We start from the raw sequence: 17,869 nt of genomic DNA on the forward strand, positions 1-17,869 counted from the left end.
GCAGGTCGTCCTGCTCGGTCACGGACAGGTCGGCAGGCGCCTCGTGCGGACTGAGGCCCGCCGCTTCACCCCTACCGACGTTCGGTCCGCGCAGAGGCCCAATCAAGCGCCGTGCCGCTGGAGGAGCGGCGTGCCAGGCGTGCATGCAGGGCCGCGAGGATCGGCCCGGCGCCGTGGCTCACGCATGGCGATGGCGGCGGTGAAACGGCCGGGGAACGGCTTGGATCGGCGGAGCTCACCGGTGGACGTCGCGGGAGAGCCAGGGGCGGAGGTGACGGGTCGCCGTGACCAGCTCGCCCGTTCGAGCCCCGCCGAGGAGGGCAACGTCTTGCTCGGGAATGCAAAGTCCCGCAGGTGAGGGCAGAGCCTTGCCGAGGGAGGCCCGCTGAGCGTGGTCGCCGCGGCGGCCTCGGAGAGGCGCGCGCGTGCGGCAGCCGCCCCCGGGCCGCGCGAGCGCCGAGCGCGGCCGCTGCTGCCGGGAGCGCCACCGCGCCGCGGGAACAGAGCGCCGTACGCCATCGGCGCTCGGGGTCAGCCGCGCGTGGCGGGCGAACTCGGCAGATCCCTCCGCAGACCCGCAGGCGGCTGGTTCGCGGCCCGTGGCGAGGGCGCTGCTCGGCTCGCCACGGCCGAGCGCCACGCATCCCGCCCGCGCCCCGGGCCGCCAACGTCCATGACGCAGCCTCATCCAACGCCTACACTGGCGCGGTGGGCCGGTTCCGCGCGTATGCGGGGACGGGCGGTGCCCCATGAAAAAGCAGAGAATCGAGGAGCAGAGCTGGCTTTACGTCGACTACCGCGGCGTCATGCGGAGCTACGAGCTCGGCAAGGGCCTGATGCTCTACGTCTGTCGCGATCTCCAGATCGGAGAGTTCGCGCCCCACGTCATCGAGGACGGCGAGCGGCAGATCCGGCAATTCCAGCGGTGCATCTACATGGTGGACGCGCTCGAGTCGCCCAGGATGGACACCGATTTTCGCGACCAGATGACCGAGTGGCTGAAGAAGAACTGCCCGCGCGCCGAGGCCCACCTGCTGATCCGGTCCAGGCTCTTGCAGATGGCCGTCAACGTCGCAAACCTCCTGATCGGCGCGACCATGACGCACGCCTATTCCGATGTCGCGACCTGGGAGGGCGTGGGCCGGCGCACGATACCGTGGTTCAGGCGCCGGCCGCTCGCGCTCCCCCACGACGTGGGCGGGCCCCGCGCGTCGTCCTGAGCTGCCCGCTCACCCCTTGTGCCGCACGCCCTTCGATCTGCGGTACTCCTCGAGCGCCTCGCGGCCCTCCTTCCCGTTCCGCTCGAGCGTCTTCAGCCAGTCGTCGCGGTATTCCCGCATCGCCTCGGCCACGGCCTCGGCGACGACGAGGTTCCTGTACCACTTCGCGTCGGCCGGGACGATGCACCAGGGCGCGTACCGCGAGGAGCAGCGCTGGAAGACGTCCTCGTAGGCCTCCGTGTACTCGTCCCAGACCTCCCGCTCCTTCCAGTCGTTCACGTTGAGCTTCCAGGCGGTCGAGGGGTTCTCCTCGCGCTCCAGGAGCCGCTTTTCCTGCTCCTTCTTGCTGATGTGCAAGAAGAACTTGATCACGATGGTCCCGTGCTCGGCGAGCAGCTCCTCGAAATCGTTGATGTGGTCGTAGCGCTCGCCCCACAGCGACTTGGGCGCCAGGTCGTGCACGCGCACGACGAGCACGTCCTCGTAATGAGAGCGGTTGAAGATGGCAAACTCCCCCGCGCGGGGCGCGTGCCGGTGAATCCGCCACAGGAAATCGTGCTCCCGCTCCTCCTTCGTCGGCACGCCGAACGAGCTCACGCTCACGCCGCGCGGGTTCAGCGCGCCGACGACGTTCTTGATCGCGCCGTCCTTGCCGGCCGCGTCGCGGCCCTGGAGCACGATGAGCACGCTGTGCGTCCGCGCGCCCCACATGAGCTCCTGGAGCTCGAGCAGCTCCTTGCCGAGCTCGTGGAGCCGCTCGGCCGCCTCCTGCTTCGTCGCGTCGCGGGGCGGGTCCGTCGAGACGTCCTCGAGGCGAAACTTCGAATCGGGCTTCGTGAGTCGCGTGATGGGCATGCCCGCGAGCGTACACGATCCGGTCCGGGCGCCTCCCCTGGAGCGACGCCGCGCGGCGGCCCCCTCACGCCGGGCGCAGCGCCGCGCTCGCCAGGCCGCCGCGCCGCGCCGCGAGCTCCTTGAGCAGGGCGATCCACGCCCCGGGGTCGCCGAGCGTCAGGTCGGGCTCGACCCCGGCGTCCGGCCGCTCGGCGGAGGCGATGTACACGCCCACGCCCCCGTTCGCCCGCGCGTAGGCGATCGCCGGCTCGTCGGTCGTGTCGTCGCCCGCGTAGACCACGAGCGTCCCCGGCGGCAGCCGCGCCAGCAGGAAGGCCAGGGCGCCGCCCTTGTCGTGCGCGGCGTCCCTGGCCTCGTGGATGCTGCGCCCCTTCATGACCACGAGCCCCTTCCGCCGCGCCGCGCCCGACCACGCTGCGATGGCGTCGAACGCCGCCGGCCGATCCTCCGCCGAGACGAGCCGCCAGTGGAGCGCGATCGAGCACCGCTTGCGCTGGACCCAGAACGCGGGGACGCGCCGCGCGATCTCCTCCGCGTCCCGCTCCAGCGCGTCGAGCGCCTCGGCCGGCGCCTCCGCCTCGTACACGAGCGCCCCGCCCGGCGCCGCGATCTCGGCCCCGTGCTCGCCGACGCGCCACGCCGGTTCGAGCGCCGCCGTGCGCGCCGCGAGGTCGTGGATCGTCCTGCCCGACACGAGCGCCACCGTCGTCCCCGGCGCGCCGGAGAGCGCCTGGAGCGCCTCGATGGCGCCCCGCTCCGCGACCGCCCCGCCCGACACCGCGGCGATCTCGGAGATGGTCCCGTCGAAGTCCGTCGCGAGGAGCAACGACGGCGCTGCCGCCGCGCGCTCGATGAGCTGGCTCACGTCCATGCTGTTCCAGATTCTACCGCGGCCAGGCTCCGGTGAGGATCATCGAACTGCAGAGGTCGGCAGAGCCTCCGCTCCAGAGCGGCAAATCGCCCCTCTGCGACGTTGCGCCACGCGGGTGAGGCGCTGGCGAGGGCGATTCCCCCTCGTTCTCCCCGCAGATCCGGCCTGGCTCGCTTCATGCTCATGTATCGAAGGCGTCGAGTGCGTCGACGCGGCGCCGAGCCCTGCCATGAACATCGTCGTGCTCACGTACATCGAGGCCCCGGACCAGAAGCCGGATGTTGTGGTCGAGCAGGTCGCCCGGGCGCTCAGGAACGGCGGACACGAGGTGTCGGTCGTCGCCGAGCACGGCGACGTCGCGCGGCTCGTCTCCGCCCTCTCGCGCGCCCGCCCCGATCTCGTCTTCAACCTCATGGAGATGTTCGGCGACAACGTGCTCGGCGACGTCTCCGTGGTCGGCCTGCTCGACATGCTCGGCCTCCGCTACACGGGCGCCGGCCCCGCGGAGCTCTCGCTCGCGCAGGACAAAGGCCTCTCCAAGAAGATCCTCGCCTTCGAGGGCATCCTCTATCCAAAGTTCGCCGTCTTCTCCAAGGACGCGGATTTCGAGACCGGGGGCAACCTGCACATGCCCCTGTTCGTCAAGCCGCTCCGCATGGACGCGTCGATCGGCATCGACAGGAACGGCCTCGTCCACGACGCCCGATCCCTCATGAAGCGGGTCCTCGCCATCCACGAGGAGTGCGACGACTCGGCCCTCGCCGAGGAGTTCATCGAGGGGCGGGAGCTCTACGTGGGGATCCTCGGCAACGCGCAGCCCACGGCGCTCCCGCCGATCGAGATCGATTTCACCGGCTTCCCGGAGGGGCGGCCGCACATCCTCGATCAGAAGGCGAAGTTCGACGAGCAGAGCGCCGAGTACAAGGGCACGAAGGCCGTCGTCGCGGAGCTCTCCGACGAGCTCCGGGCGAGGCTCCAGAAGGTCTCGCTCGACGCCTACCGGGCGCTCCGCGTGAAGGACTACGGCCGGGTCGATCTCCGGCTCACCGAGGCCGGCGACATCTACGTGATCGAGGTCAACGCGAGCTGCTACCTCGAGGCCTCGGGGGAGTTCGCCATGGCCGCCGCCGCGGCCGGCATCGGGTACGACGCGCTCGTCCAGCGGATCGTCGACCTCGCGACGCAGCGCTACGCGAAGTAGCTGCCGGTGCGCACGTGGTTCATCGCGAGCGCCGTGACGAGCGCCGCGAAGGCGATCACCGCCGTCCGCTCGTTCGCGGCGCGGTACGCGAGCCCGAGCTCGCCCGCGCGGCCGGCGAGGTGGCGCACGAGCGGCCGCGTCGCCTCGGGGAAATGGCCGGTCGAGCGGTAGACGCTGGCGACGAGCTCCCGCTCCATGTCCAGGATGAGCGCCGCGGCCGGCCGCTCCGCGCCCGCCTCGTCCGGCGCGTCGAGCTCGTCGAAGATCGCCCGCAGCGCGCCGTCGAAGCCCCGCGGCAGCTCGCCGTCGCCGGGGAGCGCCGCGCCGTAATACTCGTCGAGCGACGTGCCGAGCTCGGCGACGTCCTCGTCGAGCGCGTCGTCGGTCACGACCGGGTCGCGCTCGCGCAGCGCGGCCATGGCGCGATCGCAGTACTCCAGCTTGGCGAGCGCCTCGGGCCAGTCGGCGTACTCGACCCGCCACGCGCGCCCGGGCGTCATCCAGACGGCGAACGTCTCTGCCCAGTCCTCGTCCGGGTGCTTCTGCGCGTACCAGCCGGGCAGGTGGACGACATGCCGGCGGCTGAACGGGATCGGCCGGTAGCCCTCGTGGTAGGGCGCGTCGATCGGGCCGAAGCGCTCCACCCACTCCGGCTCGCCGTACAGTCGATACGCGTAATTGACGACGTGCCCCATTTCGTGGCGGAGGTAACGCAGGCAATCCGCCCGGGAGACGCCCTCGACATGCCCCGTGCGCGCGCCGTGGAGCGCCGTCAGGTCGGGCCTCGCCAGGTAGAACGGGATGCCGATCGAGATCGTGTTGAACGGGACTCCCCACTCCGTGGAGAGGTAGAATCGCGGGCGGACCCGGCGGAGCCCGGCGAGCTCGAGCTCCGCCGTGAACTCCGCGATGATCGCCTCGAGGCGCGTTCCCGCGATGGTGAGGCCGAGCTCCCGGAGCGGCACCGGCCCGAGGGCGGGCTCGTGAAAGGCGGGCTCGTCGGGGGGAGCGGCGGCGGCCATGGCGCCAGCATACCGCCGCGCCGGCGCGGGCGCCCGCCGTCGCGGGCGGCCGATCGGGCGCGCGACGGCGTGGTCCTGCTGGCGCCGGAGCAGCGGATCACCACCGGTTGCTGCCGGGGCAGCAGCGCGCGCGCGGCCGGCCTCGCCGAGCGGCGCGCGGCGGCGCGGCACGGGCGTTGCTCGTTGCTGACCGTTTCCGACGATCGCGGGCACCGCCGACACGCGGTGACGGCCGCCGATCGCTGGCGCGGATCAACGGGCGTGATTCGAGCCGTCCACGAGGTCAAGCTGCGTTCCTTCATCGACAAGAACCGCTTTCTTCTGGTGTTCGCGGCGCTGTCCTCGGTCATGGGCATCAGCGTCGGCGTCGCCAAGGTGACCACGACGCTTTACGCGCTGGACCTCAGGGCGAACGAGGCGCTGCTCGGGCTCATCGCCGGATCGCAGAGCGTCGGGGTGCTGCTCATGAGCATCCCGATCGGGCTGCTCGTCGATCACCTCGGGCCCTCGCGGCTGTTCGTGCTGGGGAGCCTCGTGGCGGGGACGCTCTACATGGCCTTGCCGGCGGTCCCGTCTCCGGTGTTCCTGCTGGTCTGCACGACGGCGATCAGCTTCTTCATGCCGATGCGCTTCGTCTCGCTGAGCACCGTGTTCATGCAGCAGCTCGAGACGGTGGGCGAGGGCAAGGCCGGCTGGTACCGCGCCACCCATATGGTCGGCATGTTCCTGCTGGGCCCCATGCTCGCGGCCGCGCTCACCAAGGCCCTGGGCTTTCAGGGCACCTACTGGCTCATCGGGGCGAGCTTCCTCGTCACGGTCTTCATGTCGCCGATCGTCTTCGGTCGTTATGCGGCGCGGTCCACCCCCCGGAGGGAGCTCCGCCTCTCCGGCGTCCGGTCCGATCTCGGCCTGCTCGCGCAGGACGTCGAGCTGCGCGGCGTGTGCATGATCGAGTTCGCGGCCCAGTCGGTCAACTCGTTCTTCATGTTCTTCATCATCCCGATCGGCGTCGCCGTCGCCGACCTGACGGCGGCCGAGGCCTCGGGGCTGCTCGCGTGGCAGGGCGTGACCTACATCTTCGCGCTGTTCTCGCTGGGCGGCCTGGTCGGCCGGGTGGGGCACGAGCGCATCTACCTCGCGAGCCTCGTCCTCGTCCCGATCGCGCTCCTCTTGCTCGGCCTCTCGGGCGAGCTCAACCTGCTCCGCGCCGGCGGCCTGGTCCTCGGCCTCGGGCTCGGCCTCTTGCAGATCGCGAACCTCACCCGCATCGCCCGCATCGGCGCGCGCGTGGGGCGGGGGAAGGTGGCCGGCCTGCACGCCCTCGTGGGCCCGTCGGGAGGCCTGTTCGGCAGCACCGTGGGCGGCCTCGTGGGCAAGAGCCTCGGGCTCCAGTCGATGTTCCTGCTCCTGTCCGTGCTCTTCGGGCTGCTCGTCGCGCTGGCGCGCAGGACGTCGAGCGCCGTGGCCGCGGTGCACCCCGCCCCGACCGAGCCGGCGGCCGCCGAGTAAGCGTGATCAGCGTCAGCCGAGAGGTACGGCGCGCGCCGTCGACGATGTCCCCGCAGGAGAGGGGCGATCCAGATCACGCGCCGGCCCACGGCGCACACAGAGGCATTGCACCGATGCGCGAACTCGAACCGCCTGCTCCGTTCACCGTAACCCGCCGCGCGTTCGTGGCGGCGCTCTCTGCCGCGCTCTCGCTCGCGGCCTGCTCGAAGGCCGAGCCGGGCGGCGGCCAGGGCGACAGGGCCGCGGGCGATTACGAGGTGCTGGAGCTGCGCCATCAGGGGTTCGCGGGCGTGGTCTCGGTGCCCGAGCTGGCAGAGGACCTCGGGTACCTCGCCCCGCTCAAGCTCAGCTACGTCGGCAACACGATCAGCGGGCCGCAGGACATCCAGACGGTGGTCACCGGCGACACCGATTTCGGGCAGGCGTTCAACGGCGCGGTGATCAAGCTGATCGCCGCCGGGGCGCCGCTCCGGGCGGTGGTGGGCGGCTACGGGGTCGACGCGAAGCGCTGGAGCGGCTTCTACGTGACCGAGGACAGCGCCATCCGGTCGCCGCGCGACCTCCTGGGCAAGAAGGTCGCGATGAACACGCTGGGCGCGCACCACGAGTTCATGCTGAAGGAGTACCTGTCGCGCAGCGGGCTGACGGGCGCCGAGATCGCGCAGGTCACGCTGGTGGTGCTGCCGCCCGTGAGCGCGGAGCAGGCGCTCCGGCAGAAGCAGGTCGACGTCGCGGTCCTCGGCGACATCCTGCGCGACAAGGCGCTCGAGCGCGGCGGCATCCGGGCGCTGTTCTCGGATCACGAGCTGTTCGGCGAGTTCACCGCCGGCAGCTACGTGCTGAGGAAGCGCTTCCTCGAGGAGAGCCCGAACAGCGCCCGCAAGTTCGTGGAGGCCGTGGGGCGCGCCGTCGAGTGGGCGCGGAGCACCCCGCGCGAGGAGGTGGTGGCCCGCCTGCAGCGCATCATCGAGCGGCGGGGCCGCAACGAGGACGCGTCCGCGGTGAAGTACTGGACAAGCATGGGCGTCGCCGGCAAGGGAGGGCTCCTGTCGTCCAAGGAATACCAGGTCTGGATCGACTGGCTGGTGAAGGACGGCGAGCTGAAGCCGGGCCAGATCAAGGCCGAGGACCTGTATACAAACCAGCTCAACCCGTTCGCGACGACACCGGTCCAGTGACGGCGCCGCCCCGGCGCGCCCCTGCCGCTACCACTTGCGGTAGGGGAGGAATTTGCCGTTCATCACCACGCGCACGCGGTCGCCCTTGGCGTCGGGCACCTTGTCGACGCTCATCTCGAAGTCGATGGCGCTCATGATGCCGTCGCCCATCTTCTCGTGGATCAGCTCCTTCAGCGTCGTGCCGTACACCTGCACGATCTCGTGGAAGCGGTAGATCAGCGGGTCGGTCGGCGGCGTCGCGCCGAGGGAGCCCTTCGACGGCGGCACCTGGAGCAGGCGCACCTCCTCCTGGCTGAGGCCGAGCAGGTTGCCGGCCGCGGCCGCCTCGTCGGCGCTCATGCATTGCTGCCCGAGCAGCGCCGAGGTGGTCCACACCTCGCTGCGCCCCACCGCCTCGGCCAGCTGCCTCCAGGTCAGCTTGCGCTCCAGCTTCGCTGCGACGATCTGCTCCACCAGGTCCATGCGCGTCATGGCGCCACCGTAGGCGGGCGCAGGTTTCGTGGAGCGCTCGGGAGCGTGAACTTCCGGAGCGCCGCGCGTTCGGGGGCGGCTATCTCGCGCTCATCGCGGCGGCGATGCCCGCCTGCAAGGTGCTGTAGGGGATGATGCCGCTCAGGGCCACGCCGCGCTGCGCCAGGACGTGAGCCGACGTGAGCCATCGACGGTCGAATCCGGCGGCCATCACGCGGACCCCGAGGCACTTCACCGCCCCGCCACATCGGGTGAGGTGAGAGGTGAGACGCGAGAGGTGAGACATGAGACGTGATTGAAGCGCGCGCTCGCATGTACAAACGTTGTAGGCGAGGGATCGCGTCCGTCTCCGCTCGACGGATAAGGCCCCATTTGCTAGGCTGCTTCAATTGGCCGGTGAGCGCTGCGAGCGCTCGCGAACGCGAGGGCCATCCGAGACCGGAGTGCGCACGTGACGCCGCAGGCGCCACGCCAGCGCTCGAATCGCCATCTCCCGATTGTAAAGAGAGGTGACTTATCATGAGGATCACCACGAGCTTGTCGACTTTCTTCGCGGGCTGCCTGGCGGCGCTGCTTTCTACGGGCAGCGCGGCCGCGATCGAAGGCCCGCTCGGCGACGACGTCGGCGTGGCGTCCAGCGCGAGCTGCGACGACGAGAGCATCTTCCTGTTCCAGAGCATCGGACAGGATCAGGTTCTGAGCTATCAGCGGGTGCTGATCGACGCGCCCATCAGCGAGGTCTGGCCCGTGCTCCGCGACATCGAGTGGTTCGTGGAGGCGGTCCTGCCCGACGTGGCGCCGACGTTCCTGTGGCTGAACGGCGGAGGCCCGGAGACGATCCCCTCGGCGTACCAGTTCACCTCGGGGGGCGTCACGCTCCACGAGGAGATCATCTACCGCTCCGAGGCGCACCACCAGATCCTCGTCCGCCTCCTGGATCCGGCGTTCGGCATGGAGCAGTACTACGCGCTCGGGGATCTCACCCAGTGCGGCAATCAGACGGTGCTGGAGTACACCCGGTATCTCGAGCTCGCGCCCGGCACGGACACCGAGTTCTTCAGGGCGCTGTTCACGCAAGAGTTCATCGACATCCCGGCGTATTTCGAAGACTAGCGCCGGCGTCGACAGCGACCCTGGCCGAAGAGCCGCCGAGGCGCCCGGGGGGCGTCCTGAGACACGAGGCCTCTCTCGTCGCGCTCTCGACGCCTCGTTCGATTCGCTCCCTGTTCGCCGCCGCCCCGCGCGCCCGGGGGCGGCGGCGGCCCGTCATTTCAGGACCTCGACCGCCATCCCGTCGGTCAGCTCCGCGCTCGCGAGCTTCACGATCCGCTCGCTCCCGTCGAGCCCCGTCGACACGTGGATCGTCGCGCCCGTGTCGCGCTCGACCGTGATCGGCGCGAAGCGGATCTTGCCCCCGGCATCCACGACGGCCACGCGGAGCCCCTTGGCGTCGTTGTAGAGCGCCGTCGCCGGGATCTCGAGCACGCGGTGCGGCGTGGGCAGGGTCAGCGCGACCTCGGCGTACATGCCCGCGAGGAGCCGCCCGTCGGGGTTCGGCACCCGCACCTCGGTGTTCATCGTCCGCGTCGCCGCGTCGAGCGCGCCGGCCGTGCGCGCGATCGTACCCTGGAACGGCTGCGCCGCGAACTCGCGCACCGTGACCTTCGCCGGCGCGTCGATTCGCACGCTGGGCGCCACGTCCTGCGGGACGCCCACGAAGACGCGCACCGGGTCGGTCGCCGCGATCCGGAAGAGCGGCGTCCCGTTGCCCGCCGTGACCAGCGCCCCGCGGTCGATCGTCCGCGAGGTGACCGTCCCCGCGAACGGCGCGGCGATCTTCGCGAACCTCTTGAGATCCAGGATGCGCTGGATGTTCGCCTGCTGCGCGGTGATCGCCGCCTGCGCCACGGTGACGCTCGCCTCGGCGACGTGCGCCTGGCCCTGCCGCTGCTCGAGCTCCTCCTGCGGCGCCACGCCCGCGGGGACGAGCTGCTGGTAGCGCTGCACGCTCGATCGCGACAGGTCGCGGTTCGCCTGGGCCTGCACGAGGCCGGCGTTCGCCTGCACGAGCTGCGCGCGGGCCTGCGCGAGCTCCTGATCGAGCTCGGGCGTGTCGATCTCGGCGAGGACCTGCCCCTCCTCGACCTTGTCGCCGATGTCGGCGCTCCACTTCCGCACGTAGCCGCTCACGCGCGGGTAGACGACCGTCTCCTCGAGCGGCTGGATGCTCCCCGGCAGGACGAGCGCCCGGTCGCTCGACACCGGCTGCGGCGAGACGACCACGACGCGCGGCGCGGCGCCCTCGGCGGCCCGCACGCCCTCCTCGAGCGCGGCGCGGGCGCTCCGGCGGGGCAGGTACGCCGCGGCGAACGCCGCCCCGAGCGCGACGGCGAGGCCCACGCCGAGGGCGAGGCCGCGCGTGCGCGTCATCGCGGCGGGCGGCGGCAGATCGAAGCCGAGATCGTCGGCGGGGGGGCCCGGGGGCGGCGTCTGGGCGGGGCGTTCGGGGGAGCTCATAGGTCCTCAGCGAGCGGGTCTCGGGCCGGAGCCTTGCTCCGGAGGAGGCTGTACATCACCGGCACGAAGAAGAGCGTGCTCAGCGTGGCGACGAGCAGGCCGCCGATGACGGCGCGGCCCAGGGGGGCGTTCTGCTCGCCGCCCTCGCCGAGGCCGAGCGACATCGGCAGCATGCCGAAGATCATCGCGAGCGCGGTCATGAGCACCGGCCGGAGGCGCGTCATGCCCGCGGCGAGCGCCGCGGTGGGGGCGTCGCGGCCCAGCTTGCGCTGGTCGTTCGCGAACGTCACGACGAGGATGCTGTTCGCCGTGGCGACGCCGACGCACATGATCGAGCCCATGAGCGCGGGCACGCTCAGCGTCGTGTGCGTCACGAAGAGCATCCACGCGATGCCGGCCACCGCGCCCGGGAGCGCCATCAGGATGATGAGCGGGTCGAGCCACGACTGGAAGTTCACGACCATCAGCAGGTACACGAGCACGACCGCGAAGAGCAGCCCGTAGCCGAGGCCGGTGAACGACGAGTCCATGCTCTCCGCCTGCCCCTTGACGGTCACCTTCGTCCCGCGCGGCAGCTCGGGCCTGAGCTCGTCGATCACGCGCGAGACCGCGCCCGCGACCGAGCCGAGGTCGGTGCCGTCGACGTTCGCCTGCACGTCGAAGGTCCGCGCGACGTTGTAGTGGGTGATGTTCGCCGGCCCGGTCGAGCGCGACAGCGAGGCGACGTTCGACAGGAGCTGGGGCCGGCTGTCGCCGGTCGACAGCGGCGTCGCGTTCAGGTCGTCGATCGAGCCGATCGCGTACTGGGGCGTCTGCACGGCGACGAGGTACTGCACGCCGCGCTTGTCGAGCCAGTAGGTCGGCGACGTCTGCCCGCTCGACGAGAGCGAGACGAGGACGTCGCTCGCGACGTCGCGCTGGCTGAGCCCCATCTGGTCGGCCATGGTGCGGTCGACGTCGATGCGGAGCTGCGGCCGCGCCGGCACCTGCGCGAGGTGCACGTCCACCGCGCCGGGGATCCGCTCCATGCGGCCTTTGATCCGCCGCGCGACCGCGTAGGTCTCGTCCTCCTTGCCGATCGGGCCCACGACCTGGACGTTGATGGGCGCGGCGAGGCCGAAGTTCAGGACCTGCGTCGAGATGTCGGGGGCGAGGAAGAAGAACGTCGTGTCGGGGTACGCCGCGTTCAGCTTGTCGCGGAGCTTGCGCACGTAGCCGGCGGTCGGCTGATGGTGCTCCTCGAGCGCGATGAAGATCTGCCCGTCGGCCGAGGAGATCTGCGCGCCCTCGCTCAGCGACAGGTTGATGCCGCTCGCCGGGATCCCGATGGTGTCGAGCATCGTGCGGATCTCGCCCGGCGGGATCACCTGGCGGATGGTCTCCTGGATCTGCGCGAAGTGGCGCTCGCTCTCCTCGAGGCGGGTGCCCGGCGCGCCGCGCACGTGGAGCTTGATGAGCCCGGCGTCGACGCTCGGGAAGAAGTCGCGGCCGAGGAGCGGGATCAGCGCGACCGAGGCGGCGACGAAGGCGAGGAACGCGCCCACGAACGCGGCGCGGTGCGCGAGCGCCCAGGCGAGCCAGCCCCCGTAGGCCGCCCGCAGCCGGTCGAAGGCGCGGTTGAACGCGGCGAAGACGCGCCCGAACAGGCTCTTCGGCTGCGCCGTCCCCTCCGGGCCGTGGGCGTGCTCCGCGGCCTCCCGCTCGAGCAAGAGGCGCACGAGGGTCGGGACGAGCGTCCGCGACAGGAAGTACGACATGAGCATGGCGAAGACGACCGCCATGGCCATCGGCACGAAGAGCGACTTCGCGGCGCCGGTGATGAACGCCACCGGCACGAAGACGATGCAGATGCAGAGCGTCGAGACGAGCGCCGGGACGGCGATCTCCTGCGCGCCGTCGATGATCGCGCGGATGAACGGCTTCCGCTGCCCGAGGTTCCTGTGGATGTTCTCGATGGCCACGGTCGCGTCGTCGACGAGGATGCCGACCGCGAGCGCCATCCCGCCGAGCGTCATCACGTTGAGCGTGTGGCCGAGGGCGTGGAGCGCGATGATCGAGACGAGGATCGAGAGCGGGATGCTGATGACGACGATGAGCGTGCTGCGCCAGCTCCCGAGGAACAGGAGGATCATGAGCGCGGTGAGCCCCGCGGCGATGAGCGCCTCGTGCACGACCCCGTCGACCGCCGCGCGGACGAACACCGACTGATCGAAGAGCAGCGAGACCTTGAGCTCCTTCGGGAGCTTCTCCAGCGTGCTCGGCAGCATCGCGTGGATGCGCGACGTGACGTCGAGCGTGCTCGCGCTCCCGTTCTTGAGGATGCTGAGGAGCACGCTGCGCTTGCCCTCGACGTGCACCATGTTCGTCTGCGGCGCGTTCCCGTCGCGCACGCTCGCGACGTCGCGGAGGTAGACGGTCCTCCCGTTCACGGTCCTGAGCGGCAGCTTGCCGAGCTCCTCGAACGCCTCGGGGCTGCTGTTCATGATGACGGGGTACTCGTTCTCCCCCATCTTCGCCGTGCCGGAGGGCAGGATGACGTTCTGCAGGCCGAGGGCGGCGTTCACGTCGCGCGGCGACAGCCCCCACGCGAAGAGGCGCTGCGGGTCGATGTCGACCATGATCTGGCGCTGCTTGCCGCCGTAGGGGTACGGGATCTGCGTGCCCCGGATCGTGGCGATGTCGGCGCGGATGAAGTTGACCGCGTAGTCGAAGAGCTGCTGCTCGCTCAGCGATTCGCTCTCCAGCGCGGCCTGCAGGATGGGCACGCTGGAGGCGCTGTAACGGATGACGAGCGGCGGGCTGATGCCGGGCGGCATCATGCGGATGGCGGTCTGCGAGACCGCCGTCACCTGCGCCGTGGCGGCCTCGATGCTGGCGCCCGGCTGGAGGAAGATCTTGATGATCGAGATGCCGGTGAGCGACTGGCTCTCGATGTGCTCGATGTCGTTGACTGTGGTCGTCAGGAAGCGCTCGTAGTTGTTGACGATGCGCTTCTCCATCTCCTCGGGGGGGAGGCCGCCGTAGTTGAAGATGACGGACAGGACCGGGATGTCGATGTCGGGGAAGATGTCCGTCGGCATCCGGGTGATGGTGAACACGCCCAGGATGACGATGAGCATCGACATCACGATGAACGTGTACGTGCGTTGCAGCGCGATCCGGACGAGCCACATGGGCGGCGAATTCCCGTCCCCCTCCAGGGCGCCCCGGACGGGGCCGCCGGAGGGCAGGCTCCGCATTTAGGGTGCCCCTGACGTTCGTCCAATCTATTATTTCGTATCAGACGATACCTTCAAGGTATGGACCTGCGCCACCTCCGGTACTTCACGGCCGTCGCCGAGGAGCGGCATTTCGGCCGCGCGGCGCAGCGGCTCGGCATCGCCCAGCCCCCGCTGAGCCGGCAGATCCAGGATCTCGAGTCCGAGCTCGGCTTCTCGCTCTTCGACAGGTCGCGGCGGCGCGTCGAGCTGACGCCCGCGGGGGCGGTCTTCCTGGCCCACGTGCGGCGGGTCTTCGACGCGCTCGACCTCGCGGTGCACGAGGCCAGGCGCGCGAGCGTCGGCGAGACCGGGCGCCTCGTGGTCGGGTACCTGTCGTCGCTCGCCTACAGCGGCATCACCGAGCTGGTCCGCGCCTTCCGCACCGATTTCCCGTCGGTGGAGCTCGCGCTGCGCGAGATGCCGCCGCAGGAGCAGATCGACGCGCTCAAGGACGGGCGCATCGACGTCGGCTTCGTGAGGGCGCCGCTCAACGACCCGCGGCTCGCCTCCGAGTGCGTCCGGCGCGAGCCGCTCCTCGTCGCCCTGCCGGCGGATCACCCGCTCGCCGGGCGCAGGCGCATCCCGCTCGAGCTCCTGTCGCGCGAGCCGTTCGTCGTGTTCCCGCGCCAGCGCGGGTCGGCCTTCTTCGATCTCGTGGTGGGGCTGTGCCGCGAGGCGGGCTTCACGCCGCGCATCGTGCAGGAGGCGCTGCACCTCGACATCCTGAGCCTCGTGGCGGCGGGCTTCGGCGTCTCTATCCTGCCGGAATCCATCAAGAATATCCGGCGCGGGGGGCTCGCGCTGCGGCCGATCGTGGGCGCGCCGGTCACGGACCTCCTGCTCGCGTGGCGGGCCGACGACGCCTCGCCCACGCTCGGGCAGTTCCTCTCGTTCGTGCGGCGGGTGGGCGTCAGCAAGAGCAAGCCGCGCGCGGCGCGCCGCGCTCCCGGCGAAGACGAGCGCGACCCGGGGGCCGGCGGGGCGGGGCCGGCCGTGGAGGGGTAGAGGAGCGGCGGGGCCTCAATCGTACTGGGAGCAGCTCGAGACCTTTTGCTCGAACGAGTCGCACACTTCCAAGCACACGTCGACGGCGCGCCGGCAACAGCCGGCCTCGGTGCACTGCCCAGCGATCGCGGCGAACCCGCCGTTGCACCGGACCACCCAGCGAGGGCAGTCGTCGACGGTGCTGCACCCGATGGGCTCCTCGTCGCACTCGTCGCCTCCGCACCCGCTGGTGCTGGTGACGAGCACGCCGACGTGCATCGCGACGGCCGCGAACGCCGTCGCGGCGGACAGACGTACCAGGGTCGACATGGCTTCCTCTTCCTCCCGGGCGCAGCGTCGTCCACCCGGCGCGACCAGGTCAACGGCAATGTGGACCCATGCAAGGCGAGGTCGGCCCAATCTCGCGCTGGCGACCCTTTCCGGCGAGCGCCGGCTTTTGCCGGGCCCCGCCGGCGGCGGCTCAGGCGCGGGGCGGCCGCGGAACGATGAGCGGCTGTCGCCTGCGGCGCAGCGACGAGAGCGCGCTGCCGAGGGTCGGATAAAGCGTCATCCCCGCGAGGTCGATGCCGAGCTGGGTGAACTCCTGCGCGACCTGCGGCCGCATCCCCACGACGATGACCTCGGCGCCGAGCAGGACGGCGGCGCGGGCCGTCTTCGTCAGCGACGCCGCGACCTGCATGTCGGCGAAGGGCACGCCGGTGATATCCATCAGCAACACCTCGGCTTCCTGGCGGCTGAGCTCCGCGAGCACCACCTCGAGCACGTGGCTCGCGCGCTCCGGATCGATGGCCCCGACGAGCGGCACGAGCAGCACCCCCTCGTCGAGCGGGATGACCGGGCACCCGAGCCGGCGCACGGCGTCGGCGAGGGCGCGCTCGCGCTCGTAGGCGGCGCGCGACCGCTTCTCCTGCTCGATCAGCGATTCGATGAGCGAGGCGCGCTCGAACGCCGCGGTCAGCATCGCGACCCACATGTCCATGTCCCGGTGATCCAGCCCGAGCGGGCTGCTCACCGGAGCGCAGATGGCCAGGACGCCGCGGTCCTCGCCCTGGCTGCGGAGCGGGATGAGCCGGAGGACGTGGTCGCCGTCGTACTGAACGGCCGCAGGCAGCCAGTCGCCGCGCGGGAACTCCGCCGCCGCGACGCGCGTGCCCGCCGCCGGCGCGGCGGCCTCCATGCCGGGGCAGGAGCTCTCGACGATCCGCAGCGTCGGCCCCTCGTCTCCCGGCTCTTCCCACACGGCGAGGCAGCCCCAGCTCATCTGCACCGCGGAGAGCCAGCTCAGCTTGCTCCCGCCGTTGTCCGCGTGCTCCAAGAGCGTCTCCCGGACAACGAGGTTGATGTCGAGGAGGCTGTTCAGGTAATCGGCGCGGGCCGTCTCGATCGCCACCCGGCCCTGCATCATGTCGTGGCGCGCCCTCCGGATGTACGCCGTGACGCGCCGCTGGGCCGCGGCGTCCTCCGCGCCGCGGAGCATGGACTGGCCCGCTCGTTCCAGGCGGTCGATCATGGCGAGGAGCAGATCGATATGGGGCATCTGCTCTGCGGCCTCGCGCCACGCCCGCTCCAGCGCCGCCGGCGCGGGGCCGGGCTTTCCCTGGGCGGCCGCCTCGAGCCCGCGGACCACCTCCGTCACCCCGGGCCACGACTCGGTCGGCGGCGCGCTCCGGTCGGGCGCCGACGAGAAGGTCGCGAGGGCGACCAGCTCCCGGGCGAGCGCGTCGGCCTGGTCCGCGTCGCCGTCGGCCGGCGCGGCCGCCTCGCGCTCGGCCGGCGCGGGCGAGCAGCCGCAGGAGCGGCGCACGACGAGGAGCGTCGGCGCGATGTGCCCCGCGCTCGGGACCTCCCGTCCGGCGAGGCGATCGATGAGCAGCTGGGCGGCCGTCCTGCCGATCCAGTCGAACCGCTGGCGGACCGTCGTCAGGGGCGGCGAGGCGTACCGGGCCGCCTCGATGTCGTCGAATCCGACGATGGCGAGGTCCTCGGGGACGCGGAGGCCTGCCTCGGCGAGCGCGTCGATGATCCCGAGCGCCCCCTGGTCGGTGGCCATGAACATCGCGGTGCAGGACACGCCCGATTCGAAGAGGCGTTGCGCGGCGAACCGCCCGCCGGCCCGCTCGTTGTTCGGGAGCTCGACGACGAGGGCGGGGTCGAACGCAATCCCGCGCTCGTCGAGCGCGTCCCGGTAGGCCTGGAAGCGTTGCCGGATATCCTCGTGCGCCATGTGGCCCGCGAAGGCGATCCGCCTGTGCCCGTGATCGATGAGGTGGCGCACGGCCGCCAGGGCGCCGCCGTGGTTGTCGGGCAAGACGTACGGGCAGCGCCCGTCGGCCGAGCGCGCGCTGAGGGTCACGACCGGCCGGCCGTCGTCGAGGAAGAGCTCGATGTCCGCCGGCTCGATCAGGGCGATCCACCCGTCGATCTGGTCGCGCGCGAGCTTGAGCCTGTGAACGTCTCGCGGCGGCGATTTGACGGCGATCACGCGATATCCAGAGTGCCCTGCCGCCGACTGGATACCTCCGAGCACCTCGCAGAAATACGTCCCCCAGATGTCGTGGCACGTGAGGCCGATGGCTCTATCGAGCGACATGGTGGCAGAATCCTCGGTGGTCCAGAGCTCCGGCATCCCGCCGCGTCGCTGTCATCGACAGGACCGTGTAGCACGGAACGCGCGCGTCCTGACGCCCGGCGGCGCGCGCGGTGGGAGCGTGTCAGTTCGTCGGCTTACCGGTCAACTTCCCGGTCCTCCGATCGCGGAAG

15 protein-coding genes are annotated in these 17,869 nt (G+C 71.0%); 6 read left to right on the top strand and 9 right to left on the bottom strand.

Annotated elements, in window-relative coordinates; all coding sequences use genetic code 11:
• Positions 1-749 precede the first annotated feature (749 nt).
• On the top strand, positions 750-1,220 hold the full coding sequence (locus tag WMF33_RS09325) for a hypothetical protein (protein ID WP_437336818.1): 471 nt from the start codon (positions 750-752) through the stop codon (positions 1,218-1,220).
• 9 nt (positions 1,221-1,229) lie between these two features.
• Here the strand turns inward: WMF33_RS09325 and WMF33_RS09330 are convergent, their stop codons facing one another.
• Both WMF33_RS09330 and otsB read right to left on the bottom strand, forming a co-directional pair.
• Complete coding sequence (locus WMF33_RS09330) at positions 1,230-2,075, bottom strand: PPK2 family polyphosphate kinase (protein WP_437336819.1); 846 nt, start codon at positions 2,073-2,075, stop codon at positions 1,230-1,232.
• Between the two features lie 64 nt (positions 2,076-2,139).
• Complete coding sequence (otsB, locus tag WMF33_RS09335; protein WP_437336820.1) at positions 2,140-2,946, bottom strand: trehalose-phosphatase; 807 nt, start codon at positions 2,944-2,946, stop codon at positions 2,140-2,142.
• A 229-nt stretch (positions 2,947-3,175) separates the two neighbouring features.
• Between otsB and WMF33_RS09340 the strand changes: the two genes are divergently transcribed.
• Positions 3,176-4,147: a D-alanine--D-alanine ligase family protein gene (locus WMF33_RS09340; protein WP_437336821.1), complete on the top strand. Its 972-nt coding sequence runs from the start codon at positions 3,176-3,178 to the stop codon at positions 4,145-4,147.
• On the opposite strand, the gene WMF33_RS09345 is transcribed toward WMF33_RS09340, so the two are convergent.
• Positions 4,135-5,169 (bottom strand): putative zinc-binding metallopeptidase, encoded by a 1,035-nt coding sequence (locus WMF33_RS09345; RefSeq protein ID WP_437336822.1) that lies wholly within the window; start codon positions 5,167-5,169, stop codon positions 4,135-4,137. The genes WMF33_RS09340 and WMF33_RS09345 overlap by 13 nt on opposite strands.
• A gap of 261 nt (positions 5,170-5,430) precedes the next feature.
• On the opposite strand from WMF33_RS09345, the gene WMF33_RS09350 reads away from it, so the two are divergent.
• Together WMF33_RS09350 and WMF33_RS09355 are read left to right on the top strand one after the other, a co-directional pair.
• A complete protein-coding gene (locus WMF33_RS09350; protein WP_437336823.1) occupies positions 5,431-6,678 on the top strand; it encodes an MFS transporter in 1,248 nt (415 codons plus the stop codon).
• Positions 6,679-6,791: 113 nt separating this feature from the next.
• A complete protein-coding gene (locus WMF33_RS09355) occupies positions 6,792-7,856 on the top strand; it encodes an ABC transporter substrate-binding protein (protein ID WP_437336824.1) in 1,065 nt (354 codons plus the stop codon).
• A gap of 27 nt (positions 7,857-7,883) precedes the next feature.
• On the opposite strand, the gene cynS is transcribed toward WMF33_RS09355, so the two are convergent.
• Both cynS and WMF33_RS09365 read right to left on the bottom strand, forming a co-directional pair.
• On the bottom strand, positions 7,884-8,327 hold the full coding sequence (gene cynS, locus WMF33_RS09360) for a cyanase (RefSeq protein ID WP_437336825.1): 444 nt from the start codon (positions 8,325-8,327) through the stop codon (positions 7,884-7,886).
• A gap of 79 nt (positions 8,328-8,406) precedes the next feature.
• Positions 8,407-8,562: a hypothetical protein gene (locus tag WMF33_RS09365; protein WP_437336826.1), complete on the bottom strand. Its 156-nt coding sequence runs from the start codon at positions 8,560-8,562 to the stop codon at positions 8,407-8,409.
• Between the two features lie 284 nt (positions 8,563-8,846).
• On the opposite strand from WMF33_RS09365, the gene WMF33_RS09370 reads away from it, so the two are divergent.
• A complete protein-coding gene (locus WMF33_RS09370) occupies positions 8,847-9,440 on the top strand; it encodes a hypothetical protein (protein ID WP_437336827.1) in 594 nt (197 codons plus the stop codon).
• Between the two features lie 153 nt (positions 9,441-9,593).
• On the opposite strand, the gene WMF33_RS09375 is transcribed toward WMF33_RS09370, so the two are convergent.
• Together WMF33_RS09375 and WMF33_RS09380 are read right to left on the bottom strand one after the other, a co-directional pair.
• Positions 9,594-10,844 (bottom strand): efflux RND transporter periplasmic adaptor subunit, encoded by a 1,251-nt coding sequence (locus WMF33_RS09375; protein ID WP_437336828.1) that lies wholly within the window; start codon positions 10,842-10,844, stop codon positions 9,594-9,596.
• A complete protein-coding gene (locus tag WMF33_RS09380; protein WP_437339461.1) occupies positions 10,841-14,017 on the bottom strand; it encodes an efflux RND transporter permease subunit in 3,177 nt (1,058 codons plus the stop codon). Before WMF33_RS09380 ends, WMF33_RS09375 begins: the two co-directional genes overlap by 4 nt.
• A 126-nt stretch (positions 14,018-14,143) precedes the next feature.
• On the opposite strand from WMF33_RS09380, the gene WMF33_RS09385 reads away from it, so the two are divergent.
• A complete protein-coding gene (locus WMF33_RS09385; RefSeq protein WP_061622859.1) occupies positions 14,144-15,109 on the top strand; it encodes a LysR substrate-binding domain-containing protein in 966 nt (321 codons plus the stop codon).
• 15 nt (positions 15,110-15,124) lie between these two features.
• Here the strand turns inward: WMF33_RS09385 and WMF33_RS09390 are convergent, their stop codons facing one another.
• Positions 15,125-15,418: a hypothetical protein gene (locus WMF33_RS09390; protein WP_437336829.1), complete on the bottom strand. Its 294-nt coding sequence runs from the start codon at positions 15,416-15,418 to the stop codon at positions 15,125-15,127.
• Positions 15,419-15,569: 151 nt separating this feature from the next.
• The gene (locus WMF33_RS09395) at positions 15,570-17,699 is read right to left on the bottom strand and encodes a substrate-binding domain-containing protein (RefSeq protein WP_437336830.1); all 2,130 of its coding nucleotides are present in this window, start codon (positions 17,697-17,699) and stop codon (positions 15,570-15,572) included.
• Between the last annotated feature and the right edge of the window lie 170 nt (positions 17,700-17,869).

The organism is Sorangium sp. So ce394, from assembly GCF_051474665.1.
In the GTDB taxonomy this organism is placed as follows: Bacteria; Myxococcota_A; Polyangia; order Polyangiales; family Polyangiaceae; genus Sorangium; species Sorangium cellulosum_D.